At 67.2% G+C, this 26,401-nt stretch carries 23 protein-coding genes; 4 read left to right on the top strand and 19 right to left on the bottom strand.

The window, feature by feature from the left end; genetic code table 11:
- Window positions 1-42: 42 nt before the first annotated feature.
- The 8 genes from IEX43_RS16195 to IEX43_RS16160 form a co-directional block, all read right to left on the bottom strand.
- On the bottom strand, window positions 43-783 hold the full coding sequence (locus IEX43_RS16195) for an IniB N-terminal domain-containing protein (protein ID WP_188812616.1): 741 nt from the start codon (window positions 781-783) through the stop codon (window positions 43-45).
- A gap of 149 nt (window positions 784-932) precedes the next feature.
- Window positions 933-3,014 (bottom strand): LuxR C-terminal-related transcriptional regulator, encoded by a 2,082-nt coding sequence (locus tag IEX43_RS16190; protein ID WP_188812614.1) that lies wholly within the window; start codon window positions 3,012-3,014, stop codon window positions 933-935.
- A 1-nt stretch (window position 3,015) separates the two neighbouring features.
- Window positions 3,016-5,121 carry an Hsp70 family protein gene (locus IEX43_RS16185; RefSeq protein WP_188812612.1) on the bottom strand — a complete coding sequence of 702 codons (2,106 nt, stop codon included), beginning with the start codon at window positions 5,119-5,121 and terminating at the stop codon, window positions 3,016-3,018.
- Window positions 5,122-5,271: 150 nt separating this feature from the next.
- A complete protein-coding gene (gene ccsB / locus IEX43_RS16180) occupies window positions 5,272-6,408 on the bottom strand; it encodes a c-type cytochrome biogenesis protein CcsB (RefSeq protein WP_188812610.1) in 1,137 nt (378 codons plus the stop codon).
- Complete coding sequence (gene resB / locus IEX43_RS16175) at window positions 6,408-8,177, bottom strand: cytochrome c biogenesis protein ResB (RefSeq protein WP_188812608.1); 1,770 nt, start codon at window positions 8,175-8,177, stop codon at window positions 6,408-6,410. The genes ccsB and resB overlap by 1 nt, the downstream gene beginning before the upstream one ends.
- Window positions 8,177-8,932, bottom strand: a complete 756-nt coding sequence (locus IEX43_RS16170) for a cytochrome c biogenesis CcdA family protein (RefSeq protein ID WP_188812606.1) — start codon at window positions 8,930-8,932, stop codon at window positions 8,177-8,179. The genes resB and IEX43_RS16170 overlap by 1 nt, the downstream gene beginning before the upstream one ends.
- Before the next feature lie 14 nt (window positions 8,933-8,946).
- Window positions 8,947-9,561, bottom strand: a complete 615-nt coding sequence (locus IEX43_RS16165; RefSeq protein ID WP_229666501.1) for a TlpA family protein disulfide reductase — start codon at window positions 9,559-9,561, stop codon at window positions 8,947-8,949.
- A gap of 2 nt (window positions 9,562-9,563) precedes the next feature.
- Complete coding sequence (locus IEX43_RS16160; RefSeq protein ID WP_188726884.1) at window positions 9,564-10,244, bottom strand: histidine phosphatase family protein; 681 nt, start codon at window positions 10,242-10,244, stop codon at window positions 9,564-9,566.
- A 211-nt stretch (window positions 10,245-10,455) separates the two neighbouring features.
- Between IEX43_RS16160 and IEX43_RS16155 the strand changes: the two genes are divergently transcribed.
- The 3 genes from IEX43_RS16155 (at window position 10,456) to IEX43_RS16145 (ending at window position 12,470) form a co-directional block, all read left to right on the top strand.
- On the top strand, window positions 10,456-11,004 hold the full coding sequence (locus tag IEX43_RS16155) for a YceI family protein (RefSeq protein WP_188812605.1): 549 nt from the start codon (window positions 10,456-10,458) through the stop codon (window positions 11,002-11,004).
- Window positions 11,005-11,113: 109 nt separating this feature from the next.
- The gene (locus tag IEX43_RS16150; RefSeq protein WP_188812603.1) at window positions 11,114-11,578 is read left to right on the top strand and encodes a hypothetical protein; all 465 of its coding nucleotides are present in this window, start codon (window positions 11,114-11,116) and stop codon (window positions 11,576-11,578) included.
- Window positions 11,579-11,687: 109 nt separating this feature from the next.
- A complete protein-coding gene (locus IEX43_RS16145) occupies window positions 11,688-12,470 on the top strand; it encodes a hypothetical protein (protein ID WP_188812601.1) in 783 nt (260 codons plus the stop codon).
- A gap of 62 nt (window positions 12,471-12,532) precedes the next feature.
- Here the strand turns inward: IEX43_RS16145 and IEX43_RS16140 are convergent, their stop codons facing one another.
- Window positions 12,533-13,237 (bottom strand): redox-sensing transcriptional repressor Rex, encoded by a 705-nt coding sequence (locus tag IEX43_RS16140; protein WP_066278751.1) that lies wholly within the window; start codon window positions 13,235-13,237, stop codon window positions 12,533-12,535.
- Window positions 13,238-13,355: 118 nt separating this feature from the next.
- Complete coding sequence (locus tag IEX43_RS16135; protein ID WP_066278753.1) at window positions 13,356-13,610, bottom strand: glutaredoxin family protein; 255 nt, start codon at window positions 13,608-13,610, stop codon at window positions 13,356-13,358.
- 100 nt (window positions 13,611-13,710) lie between these two features.
- Here IEX43_RS16135 and IEX43_RS16130 point away from each other — a divergent pair, with 100 nt between their 5' ends.
- Window positions 13,711-14,529: an HAD family hydrolase gene (locus IEX43_RS16130; RefSeq protein WP_104184663.1), complete on the top strand. Its 819-nt coding sequence runs from the start codon at window positions 13,711-13,713 to the stop codon at window positions 14,527-14,529.
- 122 nt (window positions 14,530-14,651) lie between these two features.
- Here the strand turns inward: IEX43_RS16130 and IEX43_RS16125 are convergent, their stop codons facing one another.
- The 9 genes from IEX43_RS16125 to rhaI all read right to left on the bottom strand — a co-directional run bounded on the left by IEX43_RS16125 (window position 14,652) and on the right by rhaI (window position 26,379).
- Complete coding sequence (locus IEX43_RS16125; RefSeq protein ID WP_003792170.1) at window positions 14,652-14,750, bottom strand: 30S ribosomal protein bS22; 99 nt, start codon at window positions 14,748-14,750, stop codon at window positions 14,652-14,654.
- A 148-nt stretch (window positions 14,751-14,898) separates the two neighbouring features.
- Complete coding sequence (locus IEX43_RS16120; RefSeq protein WP_066278759.1) at window positions 14,899-15,111, bottom strand: helix-turn-helix domain-containing protein; 213 nt, start codon at window positions 15,109-15,111, stop codon at window positions 14,899-14,901.
- Window positions 15,112-15,253: 142 nt separating this feature from the next.
- Window positions 15,254-16,399, bottom strand: coding sequence for a 3-deoxy-7-phosphoheptulonate synthase (locus IEX43_RS16115; RefSeq protein ID WP_229666500.1), 1,146 nt, complete (start codon window positions 16,397-16,399; stop codon window positions 15,254-15,256).
- A gap of 215 nt (window positions 16,400-16,614) precedes the next feature.
- Window positions 16,615-17,943, bottom strand: coding sequence for a glycoside-pentoside-hexuronide (GPH):cation symporter (locus IEX43_RS16110; RefSeq protein WP_188812599.1), 1,329 nt, complete (start codon window positions 17,941-17,943; stop codon window positions 16,615-16,617).
- A gap of 54 nt (window positions 17,944-17,997) precedes the next feature.
- Window positions 17,998-19,017: an acetylxylan esterase gene (locus IEX43_RS16105; protein WP_188812687.1), complete on the bottom strand. Its 1,020-nt coding sequence runs from the start codon at window positions 19,015-19,017 to the stop codon at window positions 17,998-18,000.
- Between the two features lie 2 nt (window positions 19,018-19,019).
- Window positions 19,020-21,611, bottom strand: a complete 2,592-nt coding sequence (locus IEX43_RS16100) for a glycosyl hydrolase family 95 catalytic domain-containing protein (RefSeq protein WP_188812597.1) — start codon at window positions 21,609-21,611, stop codon at window positions 19,020-19,022.
- A 62-nt stretch (window positions 21,612-21,673) separates the two neighbouring features.
- Complete coding sequence (locus IEX43_RS16095; RefSeq protein WP_188812595.1) at window positions 21,674-23,173, bottom strand: rhamnulokinase; 1,500 nt, start codon at window positions 23,171-23,173, stop codon at window positions 21,674-21,676.
- Window positions 23,170-25,206 carry a bifunctional aldolase/short-chain dehydrogenase gene (locus IEX43_RS16090; RefSeq protein WP_188812593.1) on the bottom strand — a complete coding sequence of 679 codons (2,037 nt, stop codon included), beginning with the start codon at window positions 25,204-25,206 and terminating at the stop codon, window positions 23,170-23,172. Before IEX43_RS16090 ends, IEX43_RS16095 begins: the two co-directional genes overlap by 4 nt.
- A 6-nt stretch (window positions 25,207-25,212) precedes the next feature.
- Window positions 25,213-26,379, bottom strand: a complete 1,167-nt coding sequence (gene rhaI, locus IEX43_RS16085) for an L-rhamnose isomerase (RefSeq protein ID WP_188812591.1) — start codon at window positions 26,377-26,379, stop codon at window positions 25,213-25,215.
- Window positions 26,380-26,401 lie beyond the last annotated feature (22 nt).

Raw genomic sequence — 26,401 nt, 5'->3', positions numbered from 1 at the left:
TGTACTACGCCTTAAATACCGTTCGGGGACCGGGGGCGGCTGCTAGGCACCAAAGTCCATGGAGTCCGCCGCCTCCCCAGCGCCAGCGTCGTCGATGTCGTTGTCGATGTCAATGGTGGCCGCGTCGTCCTCCGTGAACTCGAGCCCGGCACCGGCGGTATCCACATCCACCTCGACGAATGTCGGCTGCTCTTCGGTGAAGGATTCGTCGATCAGGGTGGCCGGGTGGACGGCCCCGCCGGCGCCCACCGTCGCGGCGTCGCTGTCCGCGTCCAGGTCGAAGAGGCCGTCGATCCGGATGTCAGCAAATCCCATCCCGGTTCCGGCACCGATGGCGGGGTCGCCGAAAGCCGGCACGGAGTCGTTGTCGAACCATTGCTCCACGTCGCCGTCGGCCCAGATGTTGAGTGCCGGGGATTGGTCCGCCGTGGCGCCGCGGTCATCCGGTGTGGACGGGAAGGAGTAGCTGGCCACGACGTGGGTGAGCTGCTCCACCGCCTGTCCGTGGTCGTCGTCGTGGCCTCCGCCGGAGGGAAGCGGGCTCCAGCCACTCCCGGCGTGGCCAGTGCCGGCACTGATCTCCCGGTCAACGGTGGAAGCCGTAACGCTCAAGGGGGCGTAGTCCAGGACAACCGGCATGGCGGCGTCAACATCTGCGGAGCTGACACCGGCCAGGCCGTGCCTCTCCAGGACGCCTTCGGGATCATCCAGGAAGTCGTGGGCCGCCTGGCGGTCTCCGAAGATGTCCATCAGGAACTGGACCACTTCCTTTGCCACTGTCATGTGCTGGTCCTCAGATCGTCTTTATTTCGGTGCGCCGGCCCTGATGCCTTGGATCAAACCTATTGTTCTTGTGGGGAACCGGCATCGGGCCGGTCCCCCTTACCGCCGGCGCCCCTGGTGGGGAACCGGGGACCTCCCCGTTAGGGGTGTTAGGGGGACTGGTCATGGGCCTGGTTCTCCGGGCCAAGCGCAAGGCGCAGCTTGGCCATCAGGTCCGACCGGTTTTCCGCGCCCAGCCTGCGCCGCATGCGGGCAATGTGGTGCTCAGCGGTGCGCGGGGAAATGTAGATGGCCTCGCCAATTTCCCGGTAGGTCTTGCCGTCGAGCACCAGCCGGGCCACTTCCTTTTCCCGCTCGCTCAGCCCTGCGCCGTCTGGTTGCATGCCATTACCTGCCTCGGTGGGGGGAGCGTTGCGGGCTTCGGAGGACGCCGGAGCCCCCGGGCCCGCCGAACTGGCCTGTGGGTGGAGTTCCCGGGCGCAGGAGAGCAGGCGCACCATGTCCTTGCGCTCGTCCGCCCGGGCCGCGGCGTGGCCGGCAAGCCGTGCCCCTTCCCAGGGCATTCCCACCAGCCCCAGGCCCCGTGCCGCCGCCTCGACGTCATCAGGACGGAACCTCTCGGCCAGAACTGTTACCCACGCTTTGCCGGCCGCCGCGAGTACGGCCGCCAGGTGGCTTTGCCCTGCGGCCCGGGCGAGCGCTGCTGCGTGCGGTGCCAGGTCGGCTGGGCTTTCGTTCAACAGGGCAGCCTGGACGGCAGCCCAGTGCAGCGGCACGGCCCACAGCGGCGGATTGCCCAGGCGCTCCAGGAGGTCCCATGCGTCATTGAGGTACGGGGCAACCCTGCGGCCCTCCCGAAGGCGGGCGGCTGCGATCATGAGCTCCCCCCAGGGCAGCAGGCTGTACAGGTCCACGGCGGTGTGAAGCGTCGCTTCGCGCGCCCGTTCCCAGGCCTTGATGAGCTCGGGGAAATCGGCGTTGCGCCGGGCAAGGCCCACTTCCAGGGCCGAACAGAGGAATTCATCGCGCGGCACCAGCGGCCAGTGGTTCGCTTTGGATGCCTCATTGATCGCGAGCCGGGCATCCTCGAGCCTGTCCTGCATCATCGCTGACCACGCCTGCAGCAGGAAGAGGCGCGGTTTGGCGGTATCGCCTCCCTGCCCGGCGGCGGCCGCGGACCGGCAGATTGTTTCCGCAAGGTTCGGCTCTCCGCTGTGCAGCGCCACCAGCGCCGCCAGTGCAGCCGGAGTCTCCGGCAGGGGAAGCGCAGCACCCCCCGCGTTCAGCATGTCTGAGGCGTGGATCAGGGTCTGGAGTCCTTGGTGCGGGTCCCCCGCCAGGGACTGGAGGATGCCTCTTCCAAGGTGGGCAAGGGTGGCGGCAAGCAGCGTGGGCGACGCGGGCGGCGCGTCGGCCCCGAAGATGTTTTCAGCACCGGACAGGTCGCCGCAGCCGATCAGGGTAACGGCGGCAAGGGGCGCGGATTGGCCTATGCGGGAGGGGCCCAGCCAACTGTAGACATCCGCTCCGCGGGCCAGCATTCCCCGTTGGGCCCACACCGCGGCTGCCACATCCGCGGCGCGGCGGACGTCCGGTGGGCTGTCCTGCCCCAACAGGGTGTCCACGATGCGGGTGGCCGTGTCGAGGTCGCCGTTGGCCGCCGCGGCCTGGGCACGCCGGGCCGCTGTGGCCTTCTCGTCGGTGCCGGCCAGCAGGGCCTCATCGTAGAGCTGGTACGCCAGTCCGGGATCGCGCTCCAGCGCCTTGTCCGCCGCATGCTCCAGCTCGGTTGCCACCCGCGGATCGGCAAGTCCGGTGCGCGCCAGTTCCCGGGCGAGATCTCCCAGCGGCTGGCCGTTGGCCGCGTAGACGCCCACCAGCTCCCGCTGGAGCGCATGCACCTTGGTGGTGGGGGCGACGGCGAGCAGCGCGTGCCGGGCCGGGCCGACGACGGCCCCGTCAGGAGTCAACAGGCCTGACGACTCTGCCCTCTGCACCAGGGCGTCAAGGCTCTCCACACCGTTCCCGTCGATCTTGCGCTGCAGGTCTGAAGGCAGCGGTCCCGGCAGGGCAAAACCCACGGACAACGCCAGCAGCAGTTCCCGGACTGCTGCGTTCTCACCTTTGAGCTGGCTGGCCATGAGTTCTGCGCTCTGCAGTGCCGCCACCTGATGGTCCGGCTCCGGATGGCGGAATGCGGTCTTTTGCGTGTGCGGCTGGTAGCTGACCATGTCAGGCCGCCGGAATTGTCGTCGTGGCCGTGGCGGTGTCCGTGGCAGTGGACGTGCCGGACGGACCTGAGCCCACGGACTCCTCCGCCACAGAGGTGACAAGATTGTTTTCCGTCGGGGACGCCGATACCTGGACCGTCGGTGAAGGGGAAGCCGTGAGATCCCGCGACTTCGAACCTTTCACCGGTTTAAGCCATCGGCCAGGTTCGCTTGGTGTGGCCGTCGTCTCCGTCGGCGTGGGCTCCGCCGTGTTTGACCCCGTACCGGAATCCGTAACGTAGGGTGTCGGCGTCTCAGGCTGGCTGTCAGATGCCGTGGGCGAAGGGCTCGACGTGCCCGGCTCCGTGGCTTCTGTCGTTGTTGGATCAACGGTGGGGGTCGCTCCGCCAGTGGTCGGCGTCCCGGTCGGCGTTGATTCGTCAGTAGTCGCCGGATCCCCCGGCGCAGTGGTGCCGGCGGCCCCACCTGCGGCTACGGCGCTGACGGAGGGCCCTTCGGAGGCGCCCTTCTCGATGGACCGGATGGAAGGCACCTTCCCGTCCGCCACGGGGCCGGGTGCCTGGGACGCAGCGGCCCGCTGCATGCCGGAATCGATGCCTCCCACCGGGACCTGGACGTCTCCCGCAGCCCCGGCCGCCGCGCCGGCACCATTGCCGCCGCCCGCGGCGCCAGTGGCGGGCACCGCCGCCCGGTCATTGGAGGCCCCGGCCGGCGGGACGAACACAGAGGCCAGGCTGTTGAATCCTGCCGGGCTCTGGGCGGCCGTGGCGGTGAGGACAGTGAACAGGACGGCGGTGGCCGCCACGGCAGTAAGCCGCACCCGCGGTTTCGGGGCATGAGCTCCGCCCTTGTCACCATGGCCCTGGCTGAGGGCTGCCGCCGCCAGGGACTGCGGGGCAGGCGTGGGGTTCCGGGACCAGCTGGCCAGCCGCAGCGGCGCCTGCGCACCATCCGGGGCGGGGCTGGAAACAGCCCCACCGGGAGCTTCGGCCGGACTCGATTCCGCCGCGGCGGCAGCCGCCAGAGCCGCCCGGCCCAACACCGCGGAAACTGCTGCGCCCATGCAGATGGAGGCCTTGGGATCGGCGTCCACGGCGATGGGACGGTCAAGCTGCTCCGAGATCAGCTGTGCAACCAGGGGGATGCGGGAGGATCCGCCAATCAGCAGCACGGCGGTAAGGTCAGCCGGCTCCAGCCCAAGCTGGCTTAGCGATTCTTCCAGGGCATCCACGGTGTCCCGGACGGGGTCTTCGATCAGCGCTTCGAATTCGGGGCGGACCATGCGTATTTGCTGCTGGATGCCGGGCAGGAGCACGGAGATGTTGGCTTCGCTGTCGCTGGAGAGCGCTTCTTTGGCTTCCACGCACTCCCGCCGCAGCCGGGAAAGCGCGGCGAGCACTCCGGGGGCTGCCGGGTCCAGCCGGGCCAGGGCGCCATCCGTATGTTCAGCCACAAAGCGGAAAAGGGCGGCATCGAAATCGGCGCCGCCCATGTGTTCAAAGCCTTCCGGTTTCCCGAGTAGTTCAAACCGGCTGCTGGCCTCCTTGCGGAGGACAGCGGTATCGAAGGTGCCGCCGCCCAGATCATAGACGGCAATGATGCTGCCGTCCTCCACCCGAACCTGGGATGCGTAATGGAGTGCCGCGGCTTCCGGTTCCGTCAGCAGCGTGACGTTGTGGAGCCCCTTGGCGGCGAGGGCGCCTTTGATGAGGGATGTGCGGTGGAAGCCCCAGGCAGCGGGGTACGTCAGGATGATTTCCGACGGCGGCGCCCCCTGGCGTTCTTCCGCACGGTCTGCCACCCAGCGGGCCATGGTGGCGAACACGTCCTCGGCGGCCAGGGACAGTGTGCCCACGGAGATCGGCACGGCGTCGCCAATGCGGCGCTTGAATTCCCGCACAACCCGCCCGGGGGAATCCAGGCCGCGGCGTTCTGCGGCTTCCCCCACCAGGACGGGGCCGTTGTCGGGGTAAAAAAGAACAGAGGGTACCGAGGTTCCACGGAGTCCCAGCGGCAGGCACTCGGGAGAGGAACCGCCCTGGTCAAAACGGGCGATGGCAGCAGCTGTGAAGCTGGTTCCCACGTCAACGGCGAGAACATAGCTCATGGGTACCTCAGGAAAAACTGTTGTTCCGCCAGCAAACTTCATCACGGGCGCACGAAACCAACGTAGCATTACCGGCTGACCGGGAACAGCCCTGTTGCTACATCGATTTTAGAAGTCTCCGGGCACCCGGGAACTCCACAGAAGTCCTGCTCAGAGCCCTGAGTACGAGTGGAGCCCGTTGAAGAACTGGTTAACGATGGTGAAGTTGAAAACCACGCAGAGGTAGCCCACGATCGAGAGCCAGGCGGCCCGGGTGCCGGTCCAGCCTCGGGTGGCCCGTGCGTGGAGGTATCCGGCGTAGACAACCCAGATCACGAAGGTCCACACTTCCTTGGTGTCCCAGCCCCAGAACCGCCCCCAGGCCTTTTCTGCCCAGATGGCACCGAACATGAGGGTGAACGTCCAGCCGATAAAGGCGATGGCGTTGATGCGGTAGGACAGGTTTTCCAGGCTCAGCGCGGAGGGCACCAGGCGCATGAAGCCCAGTTTGTCCGCCCCGCCGGCAGCCACCGTTTTCTGGCGGTGGGACTGGACCAGCTGCAGCGCGGACATCGCGAAAGTCAGGGTGAAGAGGGCTGAGGACAGCACGGCGATGGACACATGGATGATCAGCCAGTAGCTCTGGAGGGCGGGAACCAGGTGCCCCACGGGAGTCCAGTAGGCCACGGAGGCGGCCACCAGCATAATGATGGCCAGGCCCACCACGAAGGTTCCCAGGAAGCGGAGGTCGCGGCGGACCAGCACCAGCAGGAACACCGCCACGGCCACGAACGCGCCGGTGGTGAGGAATTCGTACATGTTGCCCCACGGCACGCGGCCGGCGCCCAGCGCACGGGTCAGCACGCCGGCGGCGTGGATCAGGGCGCCAAGAATGGTCAGGGCCACCGCCACCCGCGCGGGTGCGCGGCGTTCCGCGGCATAGCGCATGTCGGCGTCGGCAGTGATGACTCCCCCGCCTCCCGTACCCGCTGCCTTGGTGGTGGACGACGACGGCCGCTCGGCCCTGCCGGCCGGTCCGCCCAGGTGCGCCGCGGCGGAGTCGGCACGGGAGCCATCAGCGGCTGCGGCGTGTTCCCCCACCCCGGCTGCCACCGGAACCCTGGCTGCGTCCTGGGCCTGGCCGGACTGCGAGGCCTGCGCAGCCTTGAGGTCGATCGCGCGCAGCGCCTTGCTGCTCTTGGCCAGGTCCCAGGCGAAAGCGATGAAGGCGACGGTGTACGTGCCGGCCGCCAGCAGCATAAAGAGCTCGCTGTACTGGCCCATGGTTTCGTTGATTCCGTACGGCATTACTGGTCCTTTTCGGGCCCGGTGGGGCCGGCTGGGGTGGTGGCTGGGCCTGTGGTTGCGGCAGCTCCGGTGCTATTGTCCCCCGGGCTGCCGGGAGTTTCCTGTGAGGGCCGGGGCGGGCCCTGGTCCGGATCCAACTGCCACTCTTCGGTCAGCAGCTTCCGGAGGGCTGCCGCTTCCCCGGCAAGCCGGTGGTCCTCGCCGCGGGCCAGGAGCCCGTACTCAACCATGGTGCGGCCGTCCTCGTGGGTGCCGGTGCGGATCCACACGCGGCGGCGGTTGACGTACAGCGAGAGGATCAGGCCGGCCACGGCCAGCAGCGCGAAGATCAGGGCGTAGAGCTGGCCGGGGTTGTGGTGGATGTCCACGCCGATGTAACGCTTGACGCCGTCGAAGCTGATGGTGCCCTTCCCGTCAGGGAGTGTGTAGCTGGTCCCCGGCGAGAGGGTAATGCCGCCGGCGTCCAAGTTGCGGGCGTTCAGCGGGGTCAGGTCCTTGACGTCCAGTTCGAAGACGTTCTGCGGCGCTCCGTCATCCAGGCCAAGGTCGCCGTAGTAGGAGTTGAGCGTGAGCTGCGGGTTGAAGAGTTCCGGGTCACCGCTGAAGGAAACCCCCTCATCGGTGATGAAGGCGGTGGGCAGGAAGAAGCCGGCGAATCCCAGCTGGTCGGGCGCGGCGTCGGGGACCTTGATCACCACGGAGGAGTAGTAGTTGTCCCCCTGCAGCTTGGCCACCACGGGGCCCTGCATGGCCACGTTGCCGGCGCCGTCCCGGATGGTCACCACGGGCGCATAGCCGTTGCCGGTGAGGTAGATGCTGGTGCCGCCCAGGGTGACGGGATCGTTGACCTTCAGGGTTTCCTGCCGCGCGGGCGCGTCCGGGTTTTCCTTGGTGGTCACTGCCGCCGAGAAATCGATGGGCTGGCCGAACTTGCCCTCGGACTCGCGGTCGAACGTGATGTCGAACTTGTCCAGCTGAATGGAATAGGGCTGCAGCTGGCCGGACTGGAAATTGGTGCCGGGCGTGAACTGGTCGTAGCCCACCAGGGTGTTCACGAACGTGTCCCCCTCCACCAGGATCCGCTGTCCGCTGTAGCCGAACAGGCCCCCGATGGCCACGGACACCAGGACGCCGATGAGGGACGTGTGGAAGACGAGGTTGCCCACTTCCTTCAGGAAGCCTCGCTCGGCCCCCAAAGACGGCCGCGCGCCGCCGTCGTCCCTTACCTCAACGCGGTAGCCGCGCTTCTTCAGCAGTCCGGCGGCGCCGTGGATGGCGTCCGACGCCGGGATCCCGGCCCGGGCGGGTATCACCAGGGTCCCGTACTCGGGGAGGCGGGAGAGCCGCTTGGGGGTTCGCGGCGGCTGGGACCGCATCGCCTTGTAGTGGGCGATGGCGCGCGGTACCACGCAGCCGATCAGGGAGATGAACAGCAGCAGGTAGATGGCCGAGAACCAGGCCGAGGAGTAGACGTCGTACAGCTGCAGGGTGTCCAGCAGCTTGCCGTAGTCCGGGTTGTCCTTGATGTACTGGGTGACCACGGACGGGTTGGCGGGGCGCTGCGGGAACAGCGAGCCCGGAACGGCGGCAACGGCCAGGAGCAGCAGCAGGAACAGCGCCGTGCGCATGCTGGTCAGCTGGGTCCAGGCCCAGCGCAGCATCTCCTTGGGACCCAGGGCGGGAAGCGCGGCGTCAGCCTTGGCCGCTGCCACACCGTCGCGCGTCGCCGGGGTGGAGGACTTTTTCTCTACGTTCACGCGCTCGCTCATCAGATCGGCAACTTCACATCGGTTTGGAACCAGTACTGGAGTTCGGTCACCCAGGCGCCCCAGACGCCGCTGGCCATCAGCAGGCCCAGCACCACCAGGATGCCCCCGCCGGTGCGCTGGATGGCCAGCCGGTGCTTGCGGAAGAACGCCATCACACCCATCCCCCGGCGGACCGCCAGTGCGATCAGCAGGAAGGGGATGCCCAGGCCCAGGCTGTAGACGAAGGCCAGGAAGGCGCCCTTGGCCGCGGACGATCCCCCGGAAAGGCTCAGCAGCTGCACGGCCGAGTAGGTGGGGCCGATGCACGGCGCCCAGCCCAGCCCGAAGGTCAGGCCCAGCAGCGGCGCTCCCCAGAGCCCGGCCGGCGGCCTGGCGGAGATTTTGGCGTCGCGCTGCAGCCAGCTGAAGCCGCCCATGAAGACGACGCCCATGACAATCACCAGGATGCCCAGGAGCTGGGTGATCCAGGCGTTCTGGGAACCCGTGATGAGGGTTCCCAGCTGGCCGAAAGCTCCGCCGAGGAGGACGAAAATGACGGAAAAACCGAGGACGAACAGCCCGATGCCCACCAGCATCCGGCCGCGCTTCTGCTTCTGCAGGTCCACGCCGCTGAGCCCGGTGACGTAGCCCAGGTATCCGGGGACCAGGGGCAGCACGCACGGAGAGAGGAAGGAAACCAGTCCGGCCAGCAGGGCCACCGGGATGGCAAGCAGGAGCGAGCCGTTCAGGATGGCTTCGGCGAAGGGGCTGTTCACGGTCCGGACCGCCGCTACTCTGCCACGGCGGCAGCGATGAGGGCCTTCAGGGTGCCCTTTTGGACTTCGCCCAGGACACGGGAGGCCACGCGGCCCTGCTTGTCCAGCACTAGGGTGGTGGGGACCGCGCCCGGCGGAACCAGTCCGGAGACAGCCAGGAGGACGCCGCCGTCCTTGTCGTCAAAGCTGGGGTAGGTCAGGTTGAAGGTCTTCTCGAAGGCCTCGGCAGTGGCTTTCTCGTCCCGCAGGTTGACGCCGTAGAACTGCACGCCCTGGTCCTTGAACTCCTGGTGGAGCTCTTCCAGGATGGGGGCCTCCACGCGGCACGGGGCGCAGGCGGCGAACCAGAAGTTCAGCACCGTCACCCCGCCCTGGAAGTCGGCGGGCGCCACGGTGGTTCCGTTGAAGAGCGTGCCGTTGACCTGGATGGCGGACTTGCGGTCCCCGGCCGCAAACTCCGTCACGGAGCCGTCGCCGGCAACATAGTTTTTGTTGTCCCCTGCCTTGGCCTGCTGCGCCAGGGCATCCTCCTGGGCGCAGCCGGACAGGCCCAGGGTCACAGCGGTCAGGGCGAGGCCACCGGCAGCCAGCAGGCTCCGGCGGGAGGTCACGGGATTGCGGTGGGTCACAGCTAGGCTCCAGGGGTGCTGGACGCACCCGGAAGAAGGGAAGCCGCCGGTTCGCTGTACTGCACGCGCAGGAGCGTGCCGGCGTCGTCGAACACCAGGGAGGTGATGGAGGTCAGGGTGCATTCGCGTTTCCGCGGGTCATGCCACAGCGGTTTTCCCTCGGCGCTGAGGCGGGTGGCCCAGATGGGGAGCTGGTGGCTGACCATGATGGCTTCCGGCCCGTCCGTTCCGAAGTCCCCGGCCGCCAGTTCGATGGCACGCAGCCGCGCGTCCTGGACCGCCTCCATGACCCGGGACGCCTGCTTCTTGTACGGTTCGCCCCAGGAAGGCCGCAGCGGGTTGACCAGCCGCGGCCAGTGCTTCGGGCGGCGCAGTTCAGCCTTGGTGACCCTCATGCCCTCGAAGTAGTTCTCCGCCTCGATGATCCGCTCGTCCGTGTGGATCTGCAGGCGCAGGGCGTCCGACGTCGGCCGGGCAGTTTCCTGCGCACGGTCCAGCGGCGAGGCTGCCAGGTAGGTGATACGGGCACCGCCGGCGGCGCGGCGGCTGAAGTGTTCGGCGAGGGTGCGTGCCATCTCCTGCCCCAGTTCGGAGAGGTGGAATTCGGGCAGCCGTCCGTACAGAACGCCGTCGGGATTGTGGACCTCGCCGTGGCGGAGCAAATGGACAGTGGCTTGGGGCATGTTTACCAGTTTCTCAAAGATGGCGTGCGATCCGAAATCTCCCGCACAGGCTTCTACAGAGAGTAGAACTGAAGTTTTTGAAGAAATGTTCCGAAGTCGGGAACAAAACATGCAAATGCATGTTTATACTGGATGCAGCAGTTAGTTGAGACTTCAACAGATGAAGTTTCAACAGCAAACCCGACAGTTCGCAAACCCAAGGAGCATCACCATGGCACTTCCCGCAGACATCACCACCGGCACCTGGACCCTGGACAACTCACACAGCGAGATCGGCTTCACGGTCCGCCACGCAGGTATCAGCAAGGTCCGCGGCCAGTTCACCGAAGCCGACGCCACCCTTGACCTCCCCGAGGACGTCACCGGCGCCCGGATCAACGCCACCATCAACACCGCCAGCTTTGATTCCGGCGACGTAAACCGCGACGGCCACGTCAAGGGCGAGGACTTCTTCGACGTGGAGAAGTTTCCCGAAATCTCCTTTGTCTCCAACGGCCTCGTGGCCAAGGGCGACAGCTACGAGCTGACCGGCGACCTGACCATCAAGGGTGTCACCCGCCCCGTCACCCTGGACACCGAGTTCAACGGTGTGGCTGTTGACCCCTTCGGCAACACCCGTGCAGGCGTTTCCGCCGAGACCACCATCAGCCGCAAGGACTTCGGCCTGACCTGGAACGCCATCCTCGAGACCGGCGGCGTCCTGGTGAGCGACAAGGTTGCCATCAACCTCGAACTCGCCTTCATCGCTCCCGCGGCATAATTCCTTCCGCTCCGGCACCCCGGCCCTGGACTCCCGCAGTCCGGCGCCGGGGTGCCGTCTTTAAGCACACCGCTCCTTCCGGGTCCCGGCGGGGTTTACAGTGAGGGCCATGAGCAATTCACCCAGCGCGCCGCGGAGCGGTTTTGCCCGAATGTTCCTGGTGACGGGCCTGCCCACCGAACTCAAGGTCTCCTTCTGGATCTGGTTTGTGGGCGGCATCCTGGGCATGCTGGGTGGAATGCTGGGCATGCTGGCGTCGCTGGTGCTCTTTGCCGCGGCACCAGGGGCGGCCACGCTGGTGCTCCTGCTCATGCTGCTGGCGGCAGCGGTCGGTGCTGCGCAGATTGTCCTCGCCCTTGCCATGAAGGACGGAAAGCATTGGGCCCGGCTGGGCCTCACGGCCCTCACCGGCGCCACCCTAATCCTGGCGGTGGCCAACGCCATGATGGGCGTGGGCCAGGGCGGCAACTGGGCAACGTTCCTCATCAGCCTGGCGGCAACGGTCCTGCTGTGGCTGCCCAATTCCCAAGCCTTCTTCACGGCGGCCCGCTCCGGGAATACCTCTTCCGAATGACCCACAAGGCGCCTGCCCGGGGGTACGGTGGACGTAAGTGATGCTGGGGGTAGGGGACAGGACCGATCCCGGCGATTTACCTGGAACCCGACACGCAAAAGGACCGCCCATGAGCACTCCCCCCGTCCCGCCTCCCGTTCCGAACGAGCCCGAGCCCGGCTCCGAGTCTGGCAGCCAGGGTCCGCGCTACGGCCAGAATGCACCCCAGTATGGCCAAAACCAGCCCCAGTACGGCCAGCAGTCCGGAGCACCGCAGTATGGGCAGAATGCCCCGCAGTACGGCCAGTCCGGCGCACCCCAGTACGGGCAGAACCCGCCGCAGTTCGGACAGAATCCGCCGGCAGCACCCGGCTATGGCCAGCAGCCGTACGGACAGTCCCCCTACGCGCAGTATCCGTCGGAGCAGCCCCAGCCGTCCGGCAGCACGGGCGTCCCCCAGATGGTCAACATCTCCTTCTGGCTGTTGATTGCATCCGCCGCGATCTTTGTCATTTCGATGCTGACCGGGCTGACCACGCTGGACGATCCCATGTTCCGAGACGCCTTCGAAACCCAGATCGAGGGCAGCGGCGCTGGAGTCACCTACGAGGATATGAAGGGCGTCATCGCCGGCACCCTGGTGGTGTTCGCCATCATCGGGCTCGCCCTCTACTTGCTGGTGGCGTTCTTCGTCCGCAAGGGCAAGAACTGGGCACGGATCCTGGGCACGGTCTTCGCGGCACTGTCCATCTTCGGCCTCTTCGGCCCGCCAAGCTTTGCAACCATCGGCACCCTGCTGGGGATCGCGGCCATCGTGCTGCTCTACCTGCCGGCCTCGGCCCCGTATTTCCGGCGCCAGCAGCCGTTCGCCAACCCTTACGGCGGCAATATGGGTAACCCGTACGGCCGGTAACTCCAAGCACCACCCACCCTTCGGGCGTGGGCCCCGGAACCAGCAAGCACCGCTGACGTAATCTAGGCGGTCTGCCCCGGGGCCTGCGCCCGTTGTGCGTGATAGGCGAGGATCTGCAGTTCCGTTGCCATGTCCACCTTGCGAAGGTTAACGCCTTCCGGCACCTGGAGCATGATGGGGGCGAAGCTGAGGACGCTGCGGACCCCGGCCGCCACCACGCGGTCGCAGATGTCCTGGGCCACGGACGCGGGCAGGGCGAGGACCACCATATTGGCTCCCGTGCGGTGGAGCACGGTTTCCAGGTCCGCCACATCGCTGACGCGCAGCCAGCCGACCTCGTTGCCCACCACCATCTGGTCCGCGTCAAAGATGGCCACGACGTCGAAGCCCCGGGATTCGAAGCCGCCGTACCGTGCAAGGGCCTTGCCCAGGTTGCCGGCACCGACGATGGCCACCTTCCAGTCGTGGGTGAGGCCCAGGGCGGCGGCGATGTGCCGGCTGAGGTACTGCACCTCATAGCCCACACCGCGGGTGCCGTAGGAGCCCACGTGGGAAAGATCCTTGCGGAGCGTTGCGGAGCTGACGCCGGAGGCCTCGGCAAGGGATTCGGAGGAGACCCGCTCCACGCCCTCGGCCAGGAGCGTATTGAGGGCACGGAGGTAGAGTGTCAGCCGGGCCACTGCAGCGGGCGGAATCTGTTTGGCTGCCGTGCCCGCGGCTCCCGGCAGGTCCGGGACAGCCTGGGGGGTTGAATCCAGCGAAGCCACCAGCCCCTCCCTCGCATCGCGTTGTGACTCCACTCTAGGGCCCAACCGGCGATGCCATCAAAGCAGGTGCCGCCGATGCAAAGGACACGACAAGCCTCTCCGCCACGGTTCTGCTCCCCTACTGTGCCATGGCCCGCTGGAGCACGCGTGCCAGCCGGGCTTCGTCGATTTTCCAGAAGTCGCGCTGCACGCCATCCACCAGCACCACAGGGATTTCTTCCGCGTAGCGCTCACGGAGTTCCGGCTGGTGGTCCACCAGCTCTTCGCTCCACTCAAGTCCCAGCGAGGCGGTAACCCGGCTGACGGCGTCGCGCGCGTCTTCGCAGAGGTGGCAGTCTGCCTTGGTGATCAGGACAACGCGGGGTGTGGCCATGCCTTAACCGTAGTCCCGTTCCCCCGGGTCCGGCGACGCCGGGCAAGGGGTGGACAAGGCTAAACGGGGATTGAACAGTGGATTGACTAGACTCGACTGCATGCCCGAGGAGAAGTACGTTGCCGTAGTCACCAAACCGGTTGCTGCGCCGCAACCGGGCGAGGCGGCGTTCTTCGATGTGGACAACACCCTGATGCGCGGCGCCAGCCTCTTCCACGTTGCCCGCAAGATGCACCAGCGCGGGGCGTTCACCATGGCCCAGGCCGCCGGATTCGCGTGGAAGCAGCTCAAGTTCGTGGCCCGCGGCGAAAACATGGATGATGTCCACGCAGTCCGCGACTCCGCACTGACTCTGGCCGCAGGCATCACGGTTGATGACATCAAAGCGCTCGGCGAAGAGGTCTACGACGAAATGATCGCCTCCCGCATCTGGCCGGGCGCCAAAGCGCTGGCGGAGCAGCACCTGCGCGTGGGCCGCCGGGTGTGGCTGGTGACCGCCACCCCCATCGAAGTGGCCACCGTGATCTCCACCCGGCTGGGGCTGACCGGAGCGCTGGGGACAGTGGGGGAAATTTCCGAGGGCATGTACACCGGCCGCCTGGTGGGTGACATCCTGCACGGCTCGGCCAAGGCCGTGGCTGTCCAGGCCATTGCGGACGCCGAGGAGCTGGATCTCAAGCGCTGCTGGGCGTACAGCGACTCCTACAACGACATTCCGCTGCTCACCCTGGTGGGCCACCCGGTGGCCATCAACCCGGATGCCCGCCTGCGCCGGCACGCCCGCGACAACAACTGGCCGGTCTACGATTTCCGGTCCGGCCGGCGAGCAGCCACGTTCGGCCTCAAAGCCGCAACGGCCGGCGGCGCCGTCTACGGGCTCTGGAAGGGCTTCGCCCGCATCCGGGGCCCGCGCATCTAGGTAGCCGTAAGTGTCGTTTTGGGCCCTCAAAACGACACCTACTGCTACCTAGTTGGGGACAGCACAAGAAAATGCCCGCCGCCTCGGAAGGCGACGGGCATTTCTGCGCTGTTGAAGTATCTCTACTTCTTGTTGCGGCGCTGGTGACGGGTCTTGCGAAGCAGCTTGCGGTGCTTCTTCTTGGCCATACGCTTGCGACGCTTCTTAATAACTGAACCCACGTAAGTTCCTTACAAACTAGATGCAGTACCTGTCTGATGGAAATGTTCGTGGACAGAGCTACGAACTGAACAACTGACAGATTCTTACAATGACGTAAAACGTTCCTTAACAGGGTACCGCTTCCGGGAGGCGGCTACGGACAGTTGCTCAAGCTGTCTCAGTGTGGCCGTCCACGACAGCACCTTTGAGGTACTGCTCAACGGCCTGTTCCGGAACCCGGTAGGAGCGGCCGAAGCGCACTGCCGGCATTTCGCCGGAGTGCACCAGCCGGTACACAGTCATTTTGGAGACGCGCATGACCTGGGCGACTTCAGCCACGGTCAGGAACTTCGCGTTGGAGAAGTTCTGTTCTGCCGACATTTCCCTATTTCCTTTGCTGACGGATGGACAACAGTGACCCCAGGTACATGCCAATGCGGTGTTCCGATGCTGAGCCATCCACCAACCACTTATCTAGATACTCTAGATGTTCCTGTGGCAGAAGTGAAAGTAGTAAATCCCCCTAGTTCGCTTCCCGGCGCTTGCGCGCGGACGCCGCCAGCTGGTCCAGGACGGAGACCGAAACGTCCCACTCCATGCAGGCGTCGGTGACACTCTGCCCGTACACCAGCTCAGCCCGTCCGGCCGCGTGCTCGGCAACATCCAGGTTCTGCGCACCGCCCACCAGGAAGCTTTCCAGCATGACGCCGGCAATCGCCTGCGCCGACGTGCCGCCGTCCTCGAGCTGCGCACCGATCTCCAGCGCCACCTCGGCCTGCCTGTGGTGGCTCTTGCCGCTGTTGGCATGGCTGGCGTCCACGATGAGGCGCGGGTTCAGCTGCTTGCCGGCCAGCTTGGCTGACGCCGCCCCGACGTCGGCGGTGGAGTAGTTGGGTCCCTTGCGTCCGCCGCGGAGGATGACGTGGGTGTCCGGGTTTCCGGCGGTGGACACCAGCGCTGCCCTGCCGTCACCGTCAATGCCGAGGAAAGCCTGGGCCGCGGCGGCTGCACCGCAGGCGTCGATGGCCACCTGGAGGTCGCCGTCGGTCCCGTTCTTGAAGCCGATGGGCATCGACAGCCCGGACGCGAGCTGCCGGTGGATCTGGCTTTCGGTGGTCCGCGCCCCGATGGCACCCCAGGAGATGAGGTCGGCCATGTACTGCGGGCTGATGGGTTCGAGGAACTCCGTTGCGGTGGGGAGGCCCAGGGCGGTGACCTGCTGCAGGAAGTGCCGGGCGGTGCGGAGGCCGGTCACCATGTCGTGGCTGCCGTCCAGGCGGGGATCGTTGATCAGGCCCTTCCAGCCCACGGTGGTGCGAGGCTTTTCGAAGTAGGTGCGCATCACGATCAGCAGGTCTTCCCTGTGCTTCTCGGCCTGGCTCACCAGCCGGCGTGCGTACTCCAGGCCCGCCTTGGGGTCGTGGATGGAGCAGGGCCCCACGATCACCAGCAGGCGGTCATCCACGCCGTCCATGATGGCCCGGACTTCATCGCGTCCGCGTTCGACGACGTCCGCCACCCGGGCGTCCAGGGGCAGTTCCGCGATGAGTTCCTGCGGTGTGGGCAGCGCCGTGAATTCGCTGACGCGCAGGTTCGACGTGGACCTGGCCGCGGATTCCGTTGCGGAAGTGCCGGCGGTTGTGGTTGCGGGGGCTGTTGCGGTGCTCATGTTCGGGTCCTGTTCCAGATGGGAAGCGGGCCCGGATCAGAACCCGCCGGAGAAACGGCGAAGGGCAGAGAATAATCTCTGCCCTGTTGGCTCTGAAGGAAAGTTGGATGCGTGTCAGTTAGACGCGGGCCCCTCCAGAGCCAACGAAAAATACGCATACCAACGGTTAGTCATGCCATGAACCATAACCGCAGCCTCCGCGGATGGCAAAACGGTTACGTTGCGTCGCGCGACAGGCTTGCCACCAGCTCGGCATGCTTCCGGTCCGTGAGGCGGTACCAGTACATGATGCCCACGGCCGCCAGGACCAGGGCGCCGGGCAGCAGTCCCGCCGCGGCCCGGATGGCCAGGGTTGCGGATTCCGGCTGTTCTGCCGCACCCGAGGCGTAGCCGCCCCAGGCCAGGGAAAAGGCCACAACGCCGGCACCGAAGCCCATGCCCAGCTTCCTGGTGGCGGCCAGGAGTGCGTAGTTGATGCCCTGCACCCGGACCCCGGTCTTCCACTCGCCGTATTCCACGGTGTCCGCGATCAGCGCCCACGTGACAATGCTGACGGATGCGGAAGCAAGCAGTCCCAGCACCAGGCCTGCCACGCCCAGCAGGGGCACCTCCGCGGGGGCCAGGAAAACCAGCAGACCACCAACGGCGCCGAGGCCGGCGCCGGCGCTGTAGACAGCACGCTTGCCCCAGCGCGCCACCGGACGCGGAATGAGGACCGCCAAAGTGAGCGTGATGGCCACCTGAGCGGCGGCCATGAGGGGGAACAGGTCCACCCGGGACAGGACATCGCGGAGGTAGTAGAACTGGGATGCTCCTGTGGCGGATGTTCCAGTGACAAAAAGCACCGAGCTGACGCAGAGGATCACCAGCGGCGAATTTGCCTTGAGGGCCGCCACGCTCTGGCTGAGGGTGATCCTGGGGATGGTGCCGGGAACCTGCTCGGCGCAGGCGGCACCGGTGAAGGCGTACAGGGCTGAACCCACAACCGCGAAGGTGATGGTCAGCCAGGTGAAGACCTGCTGCATGTCCTGCCCGGCCCCCAGGAGCGGGGCGATGAAGAAGCCGAGCGTGGCGCCGACGGACAGCCCGCCAAGGGTCCGGGCGCCGCCCAGCCGGGCGCGCTGCCTTGCGTCCTGCGTCATGGCCCCCACCAGGCGGCCGTAGGGAACATTGACCATGCTGTAGGCGACGCACACCAGGCCATACGTGCAGTAGGCATAGAGCAGCTTCAGGGACGGTTCGACGTCCGGAACATGGAACACGGCCACGCTCAACAGGAGCGGGACGAAGCCGAACATCAGGAACGGCCGGAACTTCCCCCACCGCCTGCTGTGCACGCGGTCCACGATGCGCCCCGCCGCGATGTCCGTGAAGGCGTTGAAGACCCGCAACAGAAGCAGCAGGGTTCCCGCGGCGGCCGCCCCGATCCCGGCGACATCCGTGTAGTAGACGAGCAGGAACATGTTCCCGGTGCTGATGATCATGCTGTTGGCGGCATCACCCGCGCCGTAGGCAAAGACACTGAGCCTGCTGAGTTTCTTCATTGCTTCCTGTTCCGGCGGGCGAAGAAACCGTTTTCTCACCCCCGCAGGAGGAACTTACCCCAAAATCTTGCGCAGAAACAGCAGCTGGCGGATCCAGTGGTGTTCCTGGCCGCCCTCGTGGTTGTTGAACCGGTACACCTCAATCTCCTTCCCGGCACCGGTTCCGGAGGAGCCTGCCGTTCCGGAGCCGTAGGCGTTGAAACTTGCGAAGACTGTGGACGGCGGGCAGATATCGTCCATCTGGGCCGCTGAGTACAGCGCAGGGGCTGTTGCCCACCGGGCCAGGTTGACGCCGTCGAAGTAGCGCAGGACGGCGAGCGCGGCATCGTACCGGTCCCGGTGCCGGGCCAGGAACTGGGCGATCTCGGGGTACGGGCCGCGCGGTGTGATGTCGATGGCCCGGGGAAAGTCCTGCAGGAACGGGACATCAGGCAGTGCGGCGATGACGCCGTCGAGCCTTCCGGCGGCCAGGCCTGCAGTGGCCACCACGATCCCACCGCCCTGGCTGACGCCGACCAGCACCACCCGGGCGGGGTCGACGGCGGGGTGGGACTGGGCGGCTTCCACGGCCCGGAAGGCGTCCACGTACACCCGGCGGTAGTAGTAGTCCTCGCGGCTCCCGATGCCCCGGGTCATGAGTCCGGCGTGGGCGACGTCCCCGGCGGAGGGGTGCAGGTCCGGCGTATCGCCCAGCGTGCCGCCGTAGCCCTGCCCGCGGGTGTCCATGATGAAGTGCGCGTAGCCGGCCTGGGCCCAGCGGGTGTCCTGGTTGACCAGCCCGCGGCCGCCGGAGTAGCCAACGTACTGGACCACCACCGGCAATGATGCCCCGGGTTCCCTGTGAGCCGGGAGGTGGAGCCAGCCCCGTACCGGAGCGCCGCCATAGCCTGCGAAGGTGACGTCAAAGGTGTCGATGACGGAAAGGTAGTTTTCCACCGGCTCAAAACTGGCGTCCAGCGGAAAGGCCCGGGCTTCCCTGATGGTGGCGTCCCAGAAGTGGCCCAGGTCCTCCGGGGGCGTCACGTCCGAGGAGTAGGCGCGGAGCTGCGCAAGGGGGAGGTCGAAGAGCGGCATGGTCATCCAATCCTGTCAGTAGGGGCGCTGCGAGGTGCGCTGCGATGGGCGCTGTAGGTGAGAACTGCGGGCTTTCCTGGCTCAAGGTGCGCTTCCCTGACGCCCGGTCCATACCGGACCAGGACCTTGACCGGCTTCCGTGCGGCCAGGGTTGCCTGCACCAGCAGCCCGTCCCGCCAGTCCAGGTCCACGTCCACCCCGGGCCGTGCCCGGAGCCGCCCGGCCCGGCCGGCGGGCAGTTCGGAGGGGAGGGCGGGAAGCAGCTCTATCTCGTGCAGCCCGTCCACGGTGCGGTGGCTCTGGACCAGGCACTCGGCCAAGGCGGCCACGTACCCGAGGTTTCCGTCGATCTGGAACGGCGGGTGGGCGCCGAAGAGGTTGGGGTACAGGCCTCCGCTTTGGCCACCGCGGGGTGTCTCCATGTCCCGGAAGTAGAGCCGCAGGAGGTCGCTGACCTTTCCGGCCTGGCGGAGCCGTGCGCGCAGCAGGATCTTCCAAGCCAGCGACCAGCCGGTGGCTTCGTCACCCCGGCCGTCCAGGCTGGCCCGGACGGCCGCTTCGAGCCCGGGGGTGAGTGGCGTGTCCCCGGGGTAGGCGAGGTAGAGGTGGCTGACGTGCCGGTGCCCGGGTTCCCATTCCTCCGGATCATCAAGCCACTCACGAAGCTTTCCGCCACGTCCGGGTGCCGGCGCGGGAAGCCGGGGCAGGGCACTCCGCGCCGCGGAGGCCACGGGGTCGTCCTCCAGGCCCAGGCGGCCGGCCAGGGCGTCCAGCATCCGGAAAACATCGCCAATGAGGGTCAGGTCCATGGTGGCGGAGCGGGCGGCGGATCCCTGCACCCGCGTGCCGGTGGAAGGGTGCGCGGCCGCAAACGTGTTTTCCGGGGACGTGGACGGGCTGGTTCCCAACGAGCCGTCGGGGAAGTCCACCAGCAGGTCCAGGGCGAATTCAGCGGCACCGCGGATGGCCGGCCAGGCTGTGCTCCGGGCGAAACTGTCCGGGTCGAAAGTGTCCGGGGCGAACGTGTCCGCGTCCGCGGAACTGTCCGTGCTGCCGAACTGCAGATGCTCCCACAGGTGCCGCACCAGCCAGAGGCCTGCCATGGGCCAGTACGCCCACTCCGGCGAATGCGCCCCGTGCCCCACAGGTTTTGCGTAGGCCCACAGATCCGAGTTGTGGTGCACGGCCCAGCCGCGGGCACCGTAATACTCCCGGGCCACCTCGGCCCCGGTCCCCTGCATCGCCTCGATGAGGGCAAAGAGCGGTCCCACACACTCGGCCAGGCCGGTGGGTTCGGCACCCCAGTAGTTCATCTGCAGGTTGATGTTGGTGGTGTAGTTGGAGCTCCAGGGGGCCGGCAGCTCGGCATTCCAGATGCCCTGGAGGTTGGCCGGCACTCCGCGCCAGGCTGTCCCCTGCCGGGAGCCCGCAGGGGCGGACCGCGAGCTGGAGATCAGCAGGTACCGCCCGTAGTTGAAGAGCAGCGCAGCCAGGCCCGGGTCGGCCGCCAGCGGCCCGCCAGGGTGGGCGTTGGCCGCCAGCAGCCGCCGGCCCGTATCCCCGCCCTCCCGCACCGGAACATCGAACTCCACCAGCGCGGCCCCGTAGAGCCTGGAATGGCTCTCCCCGTGCCGGTCAAGCAGGAGCTTCCGCCCGGATGCCCGGGCCTGGTCCACCACGGCGCGGGCGGCGGCCGCGGCAGTGGCGGCGGTACCCCGCGGCTGGCGGGCCAGCCCCGCGAAGGTGGTTTCGGTGGTGAGGTAGATGTCGGCGCGCCGGACGCCGGTGGCGGCCAGGCCGTCGTCGTGCCCTGACACTGGGCCGGCTGGGCCTTGCACGGGCCGGCCGTCGTGCTCCCAGGTGGCCGCCACCGCACCCTGCATGCTGAGGGAATCGTCCTCCGAGTACTCCACCACGCCGCCGTCGTGCGCCGGGGCCGCGTCGGAGGGCATCTTCAGTTGGAGGGACAGGCTCCCCTCCCCGCCGGAGCGGCGGAGGATACGCAGCGGGGAGTCCAGGCGTATGGCAAGGTCGAGGCCCTGCGGCGCGTCGGTCCGCAGCGAAACCACCAGCACTGACGGATCGTGGCTGATGAACGCTTCCACCCGGACGGCATGGCCGTCCAGGAGGTACGTGTTGGTGTTGAGGGCGCGGGCAAGGTCCAGGCCGCGGTGATAGCCCGACGACGGCTGTCCGGGAGCCCCGCCGTCTCCCCGTTCGCCTGCTGCAGGGTTTGCTGCCGTGGCTGATGCCGTGAGGTAGAGGTCGGCGAACGGGAGGTACGCCTGGGAGTGCCGGTGCTGCAGGCTTTTCAGGGTGCCCGCGGCGCCGGCGAAGTCGCCGGCGCCGATCAGGCGGCGGCTTTCGGTGAGGATCCGGTCCGCCTCCTCCCGGCTGAAGACGGGCTCCCGGTCCTGGCTGTGCGGTGACCCGGACCACGCGGACGAGTCATTGAGCTGGAACCGGTGTTCCACGTCCGCGTCCGCCTGGCTGCCGCCGAACACCATGGCGCCCAGCCTGCCGTTTCCCAGGGGCAGGGCCTCCAGCCACCGGGCAGCAGGGGCGTCGTAGGCAAGGAGGTGTTCTGGGGGCATGGGTTCAGATCCTAGGGCCGGCCGGGGAACAAGGGAAGGTCAGGCCACACACTGAACAGCAGCTACAGCCGCGAGAGTTCCGGGACAAACACCCGTAGGTCGTGGCTGTGCACCACCAGGGCACGGAGGTCGGCCAGTTCCCCGGAGACTGCCCCTGTGGCGCGCGCCTGCACCAGGACGTTGCCCAGCGCGGTTGCTTCCACGGGCCCGGCCACCACTTTCTTCCCGGTGACGTCCGCCGTGAGCTGGCAGAGCAGCCTGTTCTGGGAACCGCCGCCCACTATGTGCACCACGTCCACGGTCCGGTCAGCCAGGCGTTCGGCGTCCCGGAGGGTGCGGGCGTAGCCGGCGGCAAGGCTGTCCATGATGCAGCGGGTGATGGCGGCGGGGTCATCGGGCAGTACCTCTCCGGTGCGCCGCACGGCGGCACGGATGCGTTCGGGCATGTTGTCCGGGGCGATGAAGTAGGGATCGTCCGGATTGATCTGCGGCCCTCCCGGCGGCAGCGCGGCCGCCGCGGTGAGCAGCGCCGTCAGTTCCGGCCGGAACCCCTCCTGCGCCCAGGTCCGCTGGCATTCGCTAAGGAGCCAGAGCCCGCCCATGTTGCGCAGGTAGCGGATGGTGCCGTCCACGCCGCGTTCGTTGGTGAAATTTGCTTCGCGGCTGGCTTCGGTGAGGACCGGGTGCTTGAGCTCGAGCCCTACCAGGGACCAGGTGCCGGAGGAGATGTACGCGAAGTTTTCCCCGCCGTCGTCTGCCGTCGCAGGCACCGCGGCGACCGCCGAGGCGGTGTCGTGTGAGCCTACTGCCACCACCCGGGTTTCCTGCGGCAGGCCCACCCGTGCGGCAATCTCCGGCAGGAGGGTGCCCACGGTTTCGCCGGGCTGGATCAGGGGTGGGAACAGGTCCTTCCGCAGGCCCAGCGCGGTGAGGAACTCGGTGGCCCACTCCCCCGCCACGGCGTCGAACAGGCCCGTGGTGGAAGCGTTCGTGGCCTCCGTCCGGCGCTGCCCGGTGAGGAGGAACGCGATCAGGTCCGGGATCAGGAGTGCCTGCATCCCGTCCAGGTTCTTCTCGCAGGCCAGCTGGTAGATGGTGTTGAACTGCAGGAACTGCAGCCCCGTGGTCCCGTAGAGGCGCGCGGGGTCCAGCTTCCGGTGTACGGGCTCCACAGCGGTCCGGCTGCGGTCATCGCGGTAGCTGAACGGCTGGGCGGTCAGCTCCCCTGCAGCGTTGACCAGGCCGTAGTCCACAGCCCAGGTGTCGATGCCGATGCTGGCCACCTGCTCCCCCTGCGCGGCGGCGACGGTGGCCGCTGCCGACAGGCCAGTGAGCACCTCGGCGAAGAGGGCGTCGAAGTCCCAGCGGAGGCCGCCGTCGATCTCCACCACGCCGTTGGGGAAGCGATGGACCACCTCCAGCTCCACGCTGCTGTCACGGCTTTCGCCGCCTGCCTGGACGCGGCCCAGGATGACCCGGCCGGAGGAGGCGCCAATGTCGACGGCGGCGAACACCGAACCGCCGTCGACACGTCCCTGTGCAGGGGATGCTGACGTGCTCATCGCAGGAAGGCTGCGGCCACTCCGGCGTCCACGGGGATGTGCAGGCCGGTGGTGTGGGACAGTTCGTTGCCGGTGAGCACGGCGGCGGCGTTGGCCACGTGCTCGGGCAGGACCTCGCGCTTGAGCAGGGTGCGCTGGGCGTAGTACTCGCCCAGTTTCTCCTCGTCCACGCCGTACACGGCGGCGCGCTTGGCGCCCCAGCCGCCGGCGAAGATGCCGGAGCCGCGGACCACGCCGTCGGGGTTGATGCCGTTGACGCGGATGCCGTGCTCGCCCAGTTCGGCCGCGAGCAGCCGCACCTGGTGGGCCTGGTCTGCCTTGGTGGCGGAGTAGGCGATGTTGTTGGGGCCGGCGAACACGGAGTTCTTGGAGGAGATGTAGATGATGTCCCCGCCCAGGCCCTGCGCGATCATGACCTTCGCTGCGGCCTTGGCCACCAGGAACGAGCCCTTGGCCATCACGTTGTGCTGCAGGTCCCAGTCCTTCTCGGTGGTTTCCAGCAGCGGCTTGGAAATGGACAGGCCGGCGTTGTTGACCACCAGGTCCACACCTCCGAACGCCAGGACAGCGGCGTCGATCGCTGCGGCCACCTGTGCCTCGTTGGTGACGTCTGCCTGCACACCGATAGCAACGTCCGGGCCGCCGAGCTCTTCGGCCACTTTTTCGGCGTTCTCCAGGTTCAGGTCGGCAATGACAACGCACGCGCCTTCCGCGGCGAGGCGGGTAGCGATGGCCTTGCCAATGCCCGACGCCGCGCCGGTCACCAGCGCGATGCGGGTGGCGTGGGACTTTGGCTTGGGCATCCGGGCCAGCTTGGCTTCCTCCAGCGCCCAGTACTCGATCCGGAACTTCTCGGATTCCTCGATGGGTGCGTAGGTGGAGATGGCTTCGGCGCCGCGCATCACGTTGATGGCGTTGATGTAGAACTCGCCAGCCACGCGGGCGGTCTGCTTGTTGGCGCCGAAGGAGAACATGCCCACGCCGGGAACCAGCACGATCGCCGGGTCCGCGCCGCGCAGCGCCGGGCTGTCCTGGTCCGCGTGGCGGTTGTAGTAGGCCTGGTAGTCCTCGCGGTAGTCCGCGTGCAGCTCGTGCAGCCGCGCGATCGAGTCCTCAACCGAGGCGCCGGCGGGCAGGTCCAGGATCAGCGGCTTGACCTTGGTGCGCAGGAAATGGTCCGGGCAGGAAGTACCCAGTGCGCCCAGGCGCGGGTGCTCGGCGGCTTCCAGGAAGTCAAGGACGACGGCGTCATCGCTGAAGTGCCCCAGCTGCGGCTTGTCCGTGGACGCCAGCCCGCGGATCACCGGTGCCAGCGCTGCGGCCTTGGCGCGGCGCTCGGCTTCCGGCAGGGCTGCGTAGCCGGGGAGCTTGGCCCCGAAGGGTTCGGCCTTGCCGTTGTCCCGGATGTAATTCTCGGCCTGTTCGATGATCCAGAGCGAGTTCTGCTCTGCTTCTTCGGACGTGGCGCCCCAGGCGGTGATGCCGTGCCCGCCCAGCATGGTGCCGATGGCCTGCGGGTTGGCGTCCTTGATCGCGGCGATGTCCAGGCCCAGCTGGAACCCGGGCCGGCGCCAGGGCACCCACACCACCTTGCTGCCGAAGATCTTGGTGGTCAGCGCTTCGCCGTCCACAGCCGTGGCAATGGCGATTCCGGAGTCCGGGTGCAGGTGGTCCACGTGCGCCGCGTCCACCAGGCCGTGCATGGCGGTGTCGATCGACGGGGCTGCGCCGCCTTTGCCGTGCAGGCAGTAATCGAACGCGGCCACCATTTCGTCTTCACGCTCAACACCCGGGTAGACGTTCTTCAAAGCGTTCAGCCGGTCCAGGCGCAGCACTGCAAGGTTCTCCGCCTTCAGCGTGCCCAGGTCCCCGCCGGAACCCTTCACCCACAGGAGTTCAACGTCCTCACCGGTGACCGGGTCCTTTTCGGTGCCCTTGGCGGAGGTGTTGCCGCCGGCGAAGTTGGTGTTCCGCTTGTCCGCTCCCAGGCGGTTGGAACGGGAAATCAGGTCTTCAACAGTCTTGTTGCTCATAACTAATCAGGCGCCCCATCCGGCTTGCTGGCCGCCCACGCGGTCCTCGTTGATCTTTTTCTGGTAGCCGCTGGCCTTGAAGGCGGCCAGCGGGTCCGCGGGCAGCCCGCGGGATTCACGCCACTCGGCCAGGACCGGGCGGACGTCGGTGTAGAACGCGTCATTGAAAATGCCGTTCGCCGCCAGGACATCCCCGGCGCGCTGCGCTTCGCCCAGGGCTGCGGTGTCCACCAGCAGGGCGCGGGCGGTCATTTCCTGGACGTTCAGCACGGACCGGATCTGGCCCGGGATCTTTTCCTCCAGGTTGTGGCACTGGTCCAGCATCAGCGCAACCCCGGAGTCCTTGCCGAACCCGCCGCCGCGGATAACCTCGTGCATGATGCGGAAGAGCTGGAACGGATCCGCGGCACCCACGATGAGGTCGTCGTCGGCGTAGAAACGCGAGTTGAAGTCAAAGGAGCCCAGCTTGCCCAGGCGCAGCAGCTGCATCACGATGAACTCGATGTTGGTGCCCGGCGCATGGTGGCCGGTGTCCAGGCAGACAAACGCCTTATCACCCAGCGCGAGGGTCTGCGCGTAGGACGTGCCCCAGTCCGGAACATCGGTGTGGTAGAAAGCCGGCTCGAAGAACTTGTATTCCAGCACCAGCCGCTGCTCGTCCCCCAGGGCGGCATAGATCTCCTGCAGCGACTCGGCCAGTCGATCCTGCCGGCCGCGCATGTCATCCTGGCCCGGATAGTTGGTTCCGTCAGCCAGCCAGATCTTCAGGTCCTTGGACCCCGTGGCGTGCATGATCTCAATGCACTCCAGGTGGTGGTCGATCGCCCGGCGGCGCACCGCCTCCTTGGACGATGTCAGGGAGCCGAACTTGTACTCGTCATCCTGGAAGGTGTTGGAGTTGATCGTGCCCAGGCCCACACCCAAACCGGCCGCGTACTCCTTCAGGGCGGCGTAGTCATCCACCTTGTCCCACGGGATGTGCAGCGCAACGGTAGGAGCCAGGCCAGTCAGTTCGTGGACCTTCGCCGCATCCGCAAGCTTCTCCTGCACGGTGCGCGGAGTGCCGGGCGTGCCGAACACCTTGAACCGCGTCCCCGAATTTCCATAGGCCCACGAAGGGACCTCGATGGCAAGCTCCTCGAGCCTGCCCAGCGCCGTTGCTACGTCATTCATGATGGTTCTTTCCGGTGTCGTG

Source organism: Pseudarthrobacter polychromogenes (assembly GCF_014644495.1).
In the GTDB taxonomy this organism is placed as follows: domain Bacteria; phylum Actinomycetota; class Actinomycetes; order Actinomycetales; family Micrococcaceae; genus Arthrobacter; species Arthrobacter polychromogenes.
This window is presented reverse-complemented; position numbering and strand designations above follow the sequence as displayed.

What these genes read in the sequence shown, in the direction of transcription:
- IEX43_RS16195 (WP_188812616.1), bottom strand. Translation starts at nt 783, where the DNA reads ATGACAGTGGCAAAGGAAGTGGTCCAGTTCCTGATGGACATCTTCGGA.
- IEX43_RS16190 (WP_188812614.1), bottom strand. Translation starts at nt 3,014, where the DNA reads ATGGTCAGCTACCAGCCGCACACGCAAAAGACCGCATTCCGCCATCCG.
- IEX43_RS16185 (WP_188812612.1), bottom strand. Translation starts at nt 5,121, where the DNA reads ATGAGCTATGTTCTCGCCGTTGACGTGGGAACCAGCTTCACAGCTGCT.
- ccsB (WP_188812610.1), bottom strand. Translation starts at nt 6,408, where the DNA reads ATGCCGTACGGAATCAACGAAACCATGGGCCAGTACAGCGAGCTCTTT.
- resB (WP_188812608.1), bottom strand. Translation starts at nt 8,177, where the DNA reads ATGAGCGAGCGCGTGAACGTAGAGAAAAAGTCCTCCACCCCGGCGACG.
- IEX43_RS16160 (WP_188726884.1), bottom strand. Translation starts at nt 10,244, where the DNA reads ATGCCCCAAGCCACTGTCCATTTGCTCCGCCACGGCGAGGTCCACAAT.
- IEX43_RS16155 (WP_188812605.1), top strand. Translation starts at nt 10,456, where the DNA reads ATGGCACTTCCCGCAGACATCACCACCGGCACCTGGACCCTGGACAAC.
- IEX43_RS16150 (WP_188812603.1), top strand. Translation starts at nt 11,114, where the DNA reads ATGAGCAATTCACCCAGCGCGCCGCGGAGCGGTTTTGCCCGAATGTTC.
- IEX43_RS16145 (WP_188812601.1), top strand. Translation starts at nt 11,688, where the DNA reads ATGAGCACTCCCCCCGTCCCGCCTCCCGTTCCGAACGAGCCCGAGCCC.
- IEX43_RS16135 (WP_066278753.1), bottom strand. Translation starts at nt 13,610, where the DNA reads ATGGCCACACCCCGCGTTGTCCTGATCACCAAGGCAGACTGCCACCTC.
- IEX43_RS16130 (WP_104184663.1), top strand. Translation starts at nt 13,711, where the DNA reads ATGCCCGAGGAGAAGTACGTTGCCGTAGTCACCAAACCGGTTGCTGCG.
- IEX43_RS16120 (WP_066278759.1), bottom strand. Translation starts at nt 15,111, where the DNA reads ATGTCGGCAGAACAGAACTTCTCCAACGCGAAGTTCCTGACCGTGGCT.
- IEX43_RS16115 (WP_229666500.1), bottom strand. Translation starts at nt 16,399, where the DNA reads ATGAGCACCGCAACAGCCCCCGCAACCACAACCGCCGGCACTTCCGCA.
- IEX43_RS16110 (WP_188812599.1), bottom strand. Translation starts at nt 17,943, where the DNA reads ATGAAGAAACTCAGCAGGCTCAGTGTCTTTGCCTACGGCGCGGGTGAT.
- IEX43_RS16105 (WP_188812687.1), bottom strand. Translation starts at nt 19,017, where the DNA reads ATGCCGCTCTTCGACCTCCCCCTTGCGCAGCTCCGCGCCTACTCCTCG.
- IEX43_RS16100 (WP_188812597.1), bottom strand. Translation starts at nt 21,611, where the DNA reads ATGCCCCCAGAACACCTCCTTGCCTACGACGCCCCTGCTGCCCGGTGG.
- IEX43_RS16095 (WP_188812595.1), bottom strand. Translation starts at nt 23,173, where the DNA reads ATGAGCACGTCAGCATCCCCTGCACAGGGACGTGTCGACGGCGGTTCG.
- IEX43_RS16090 (WP_188812593.1), bottom strand. Translation starts at nt 25,206, where the DNA reads ATGAGCAACAAGACTGTTGAAGACCTGATTTCCCGTTCCAACCGCCTG.
- rhaI (WP_188812591.1), bottom strand. Translation starts at nt 26,379, where the DNA reads ATGAATGACGTAGCAACGGCGCTGGGCAGGCTCGAGGAGCTTGCCATC.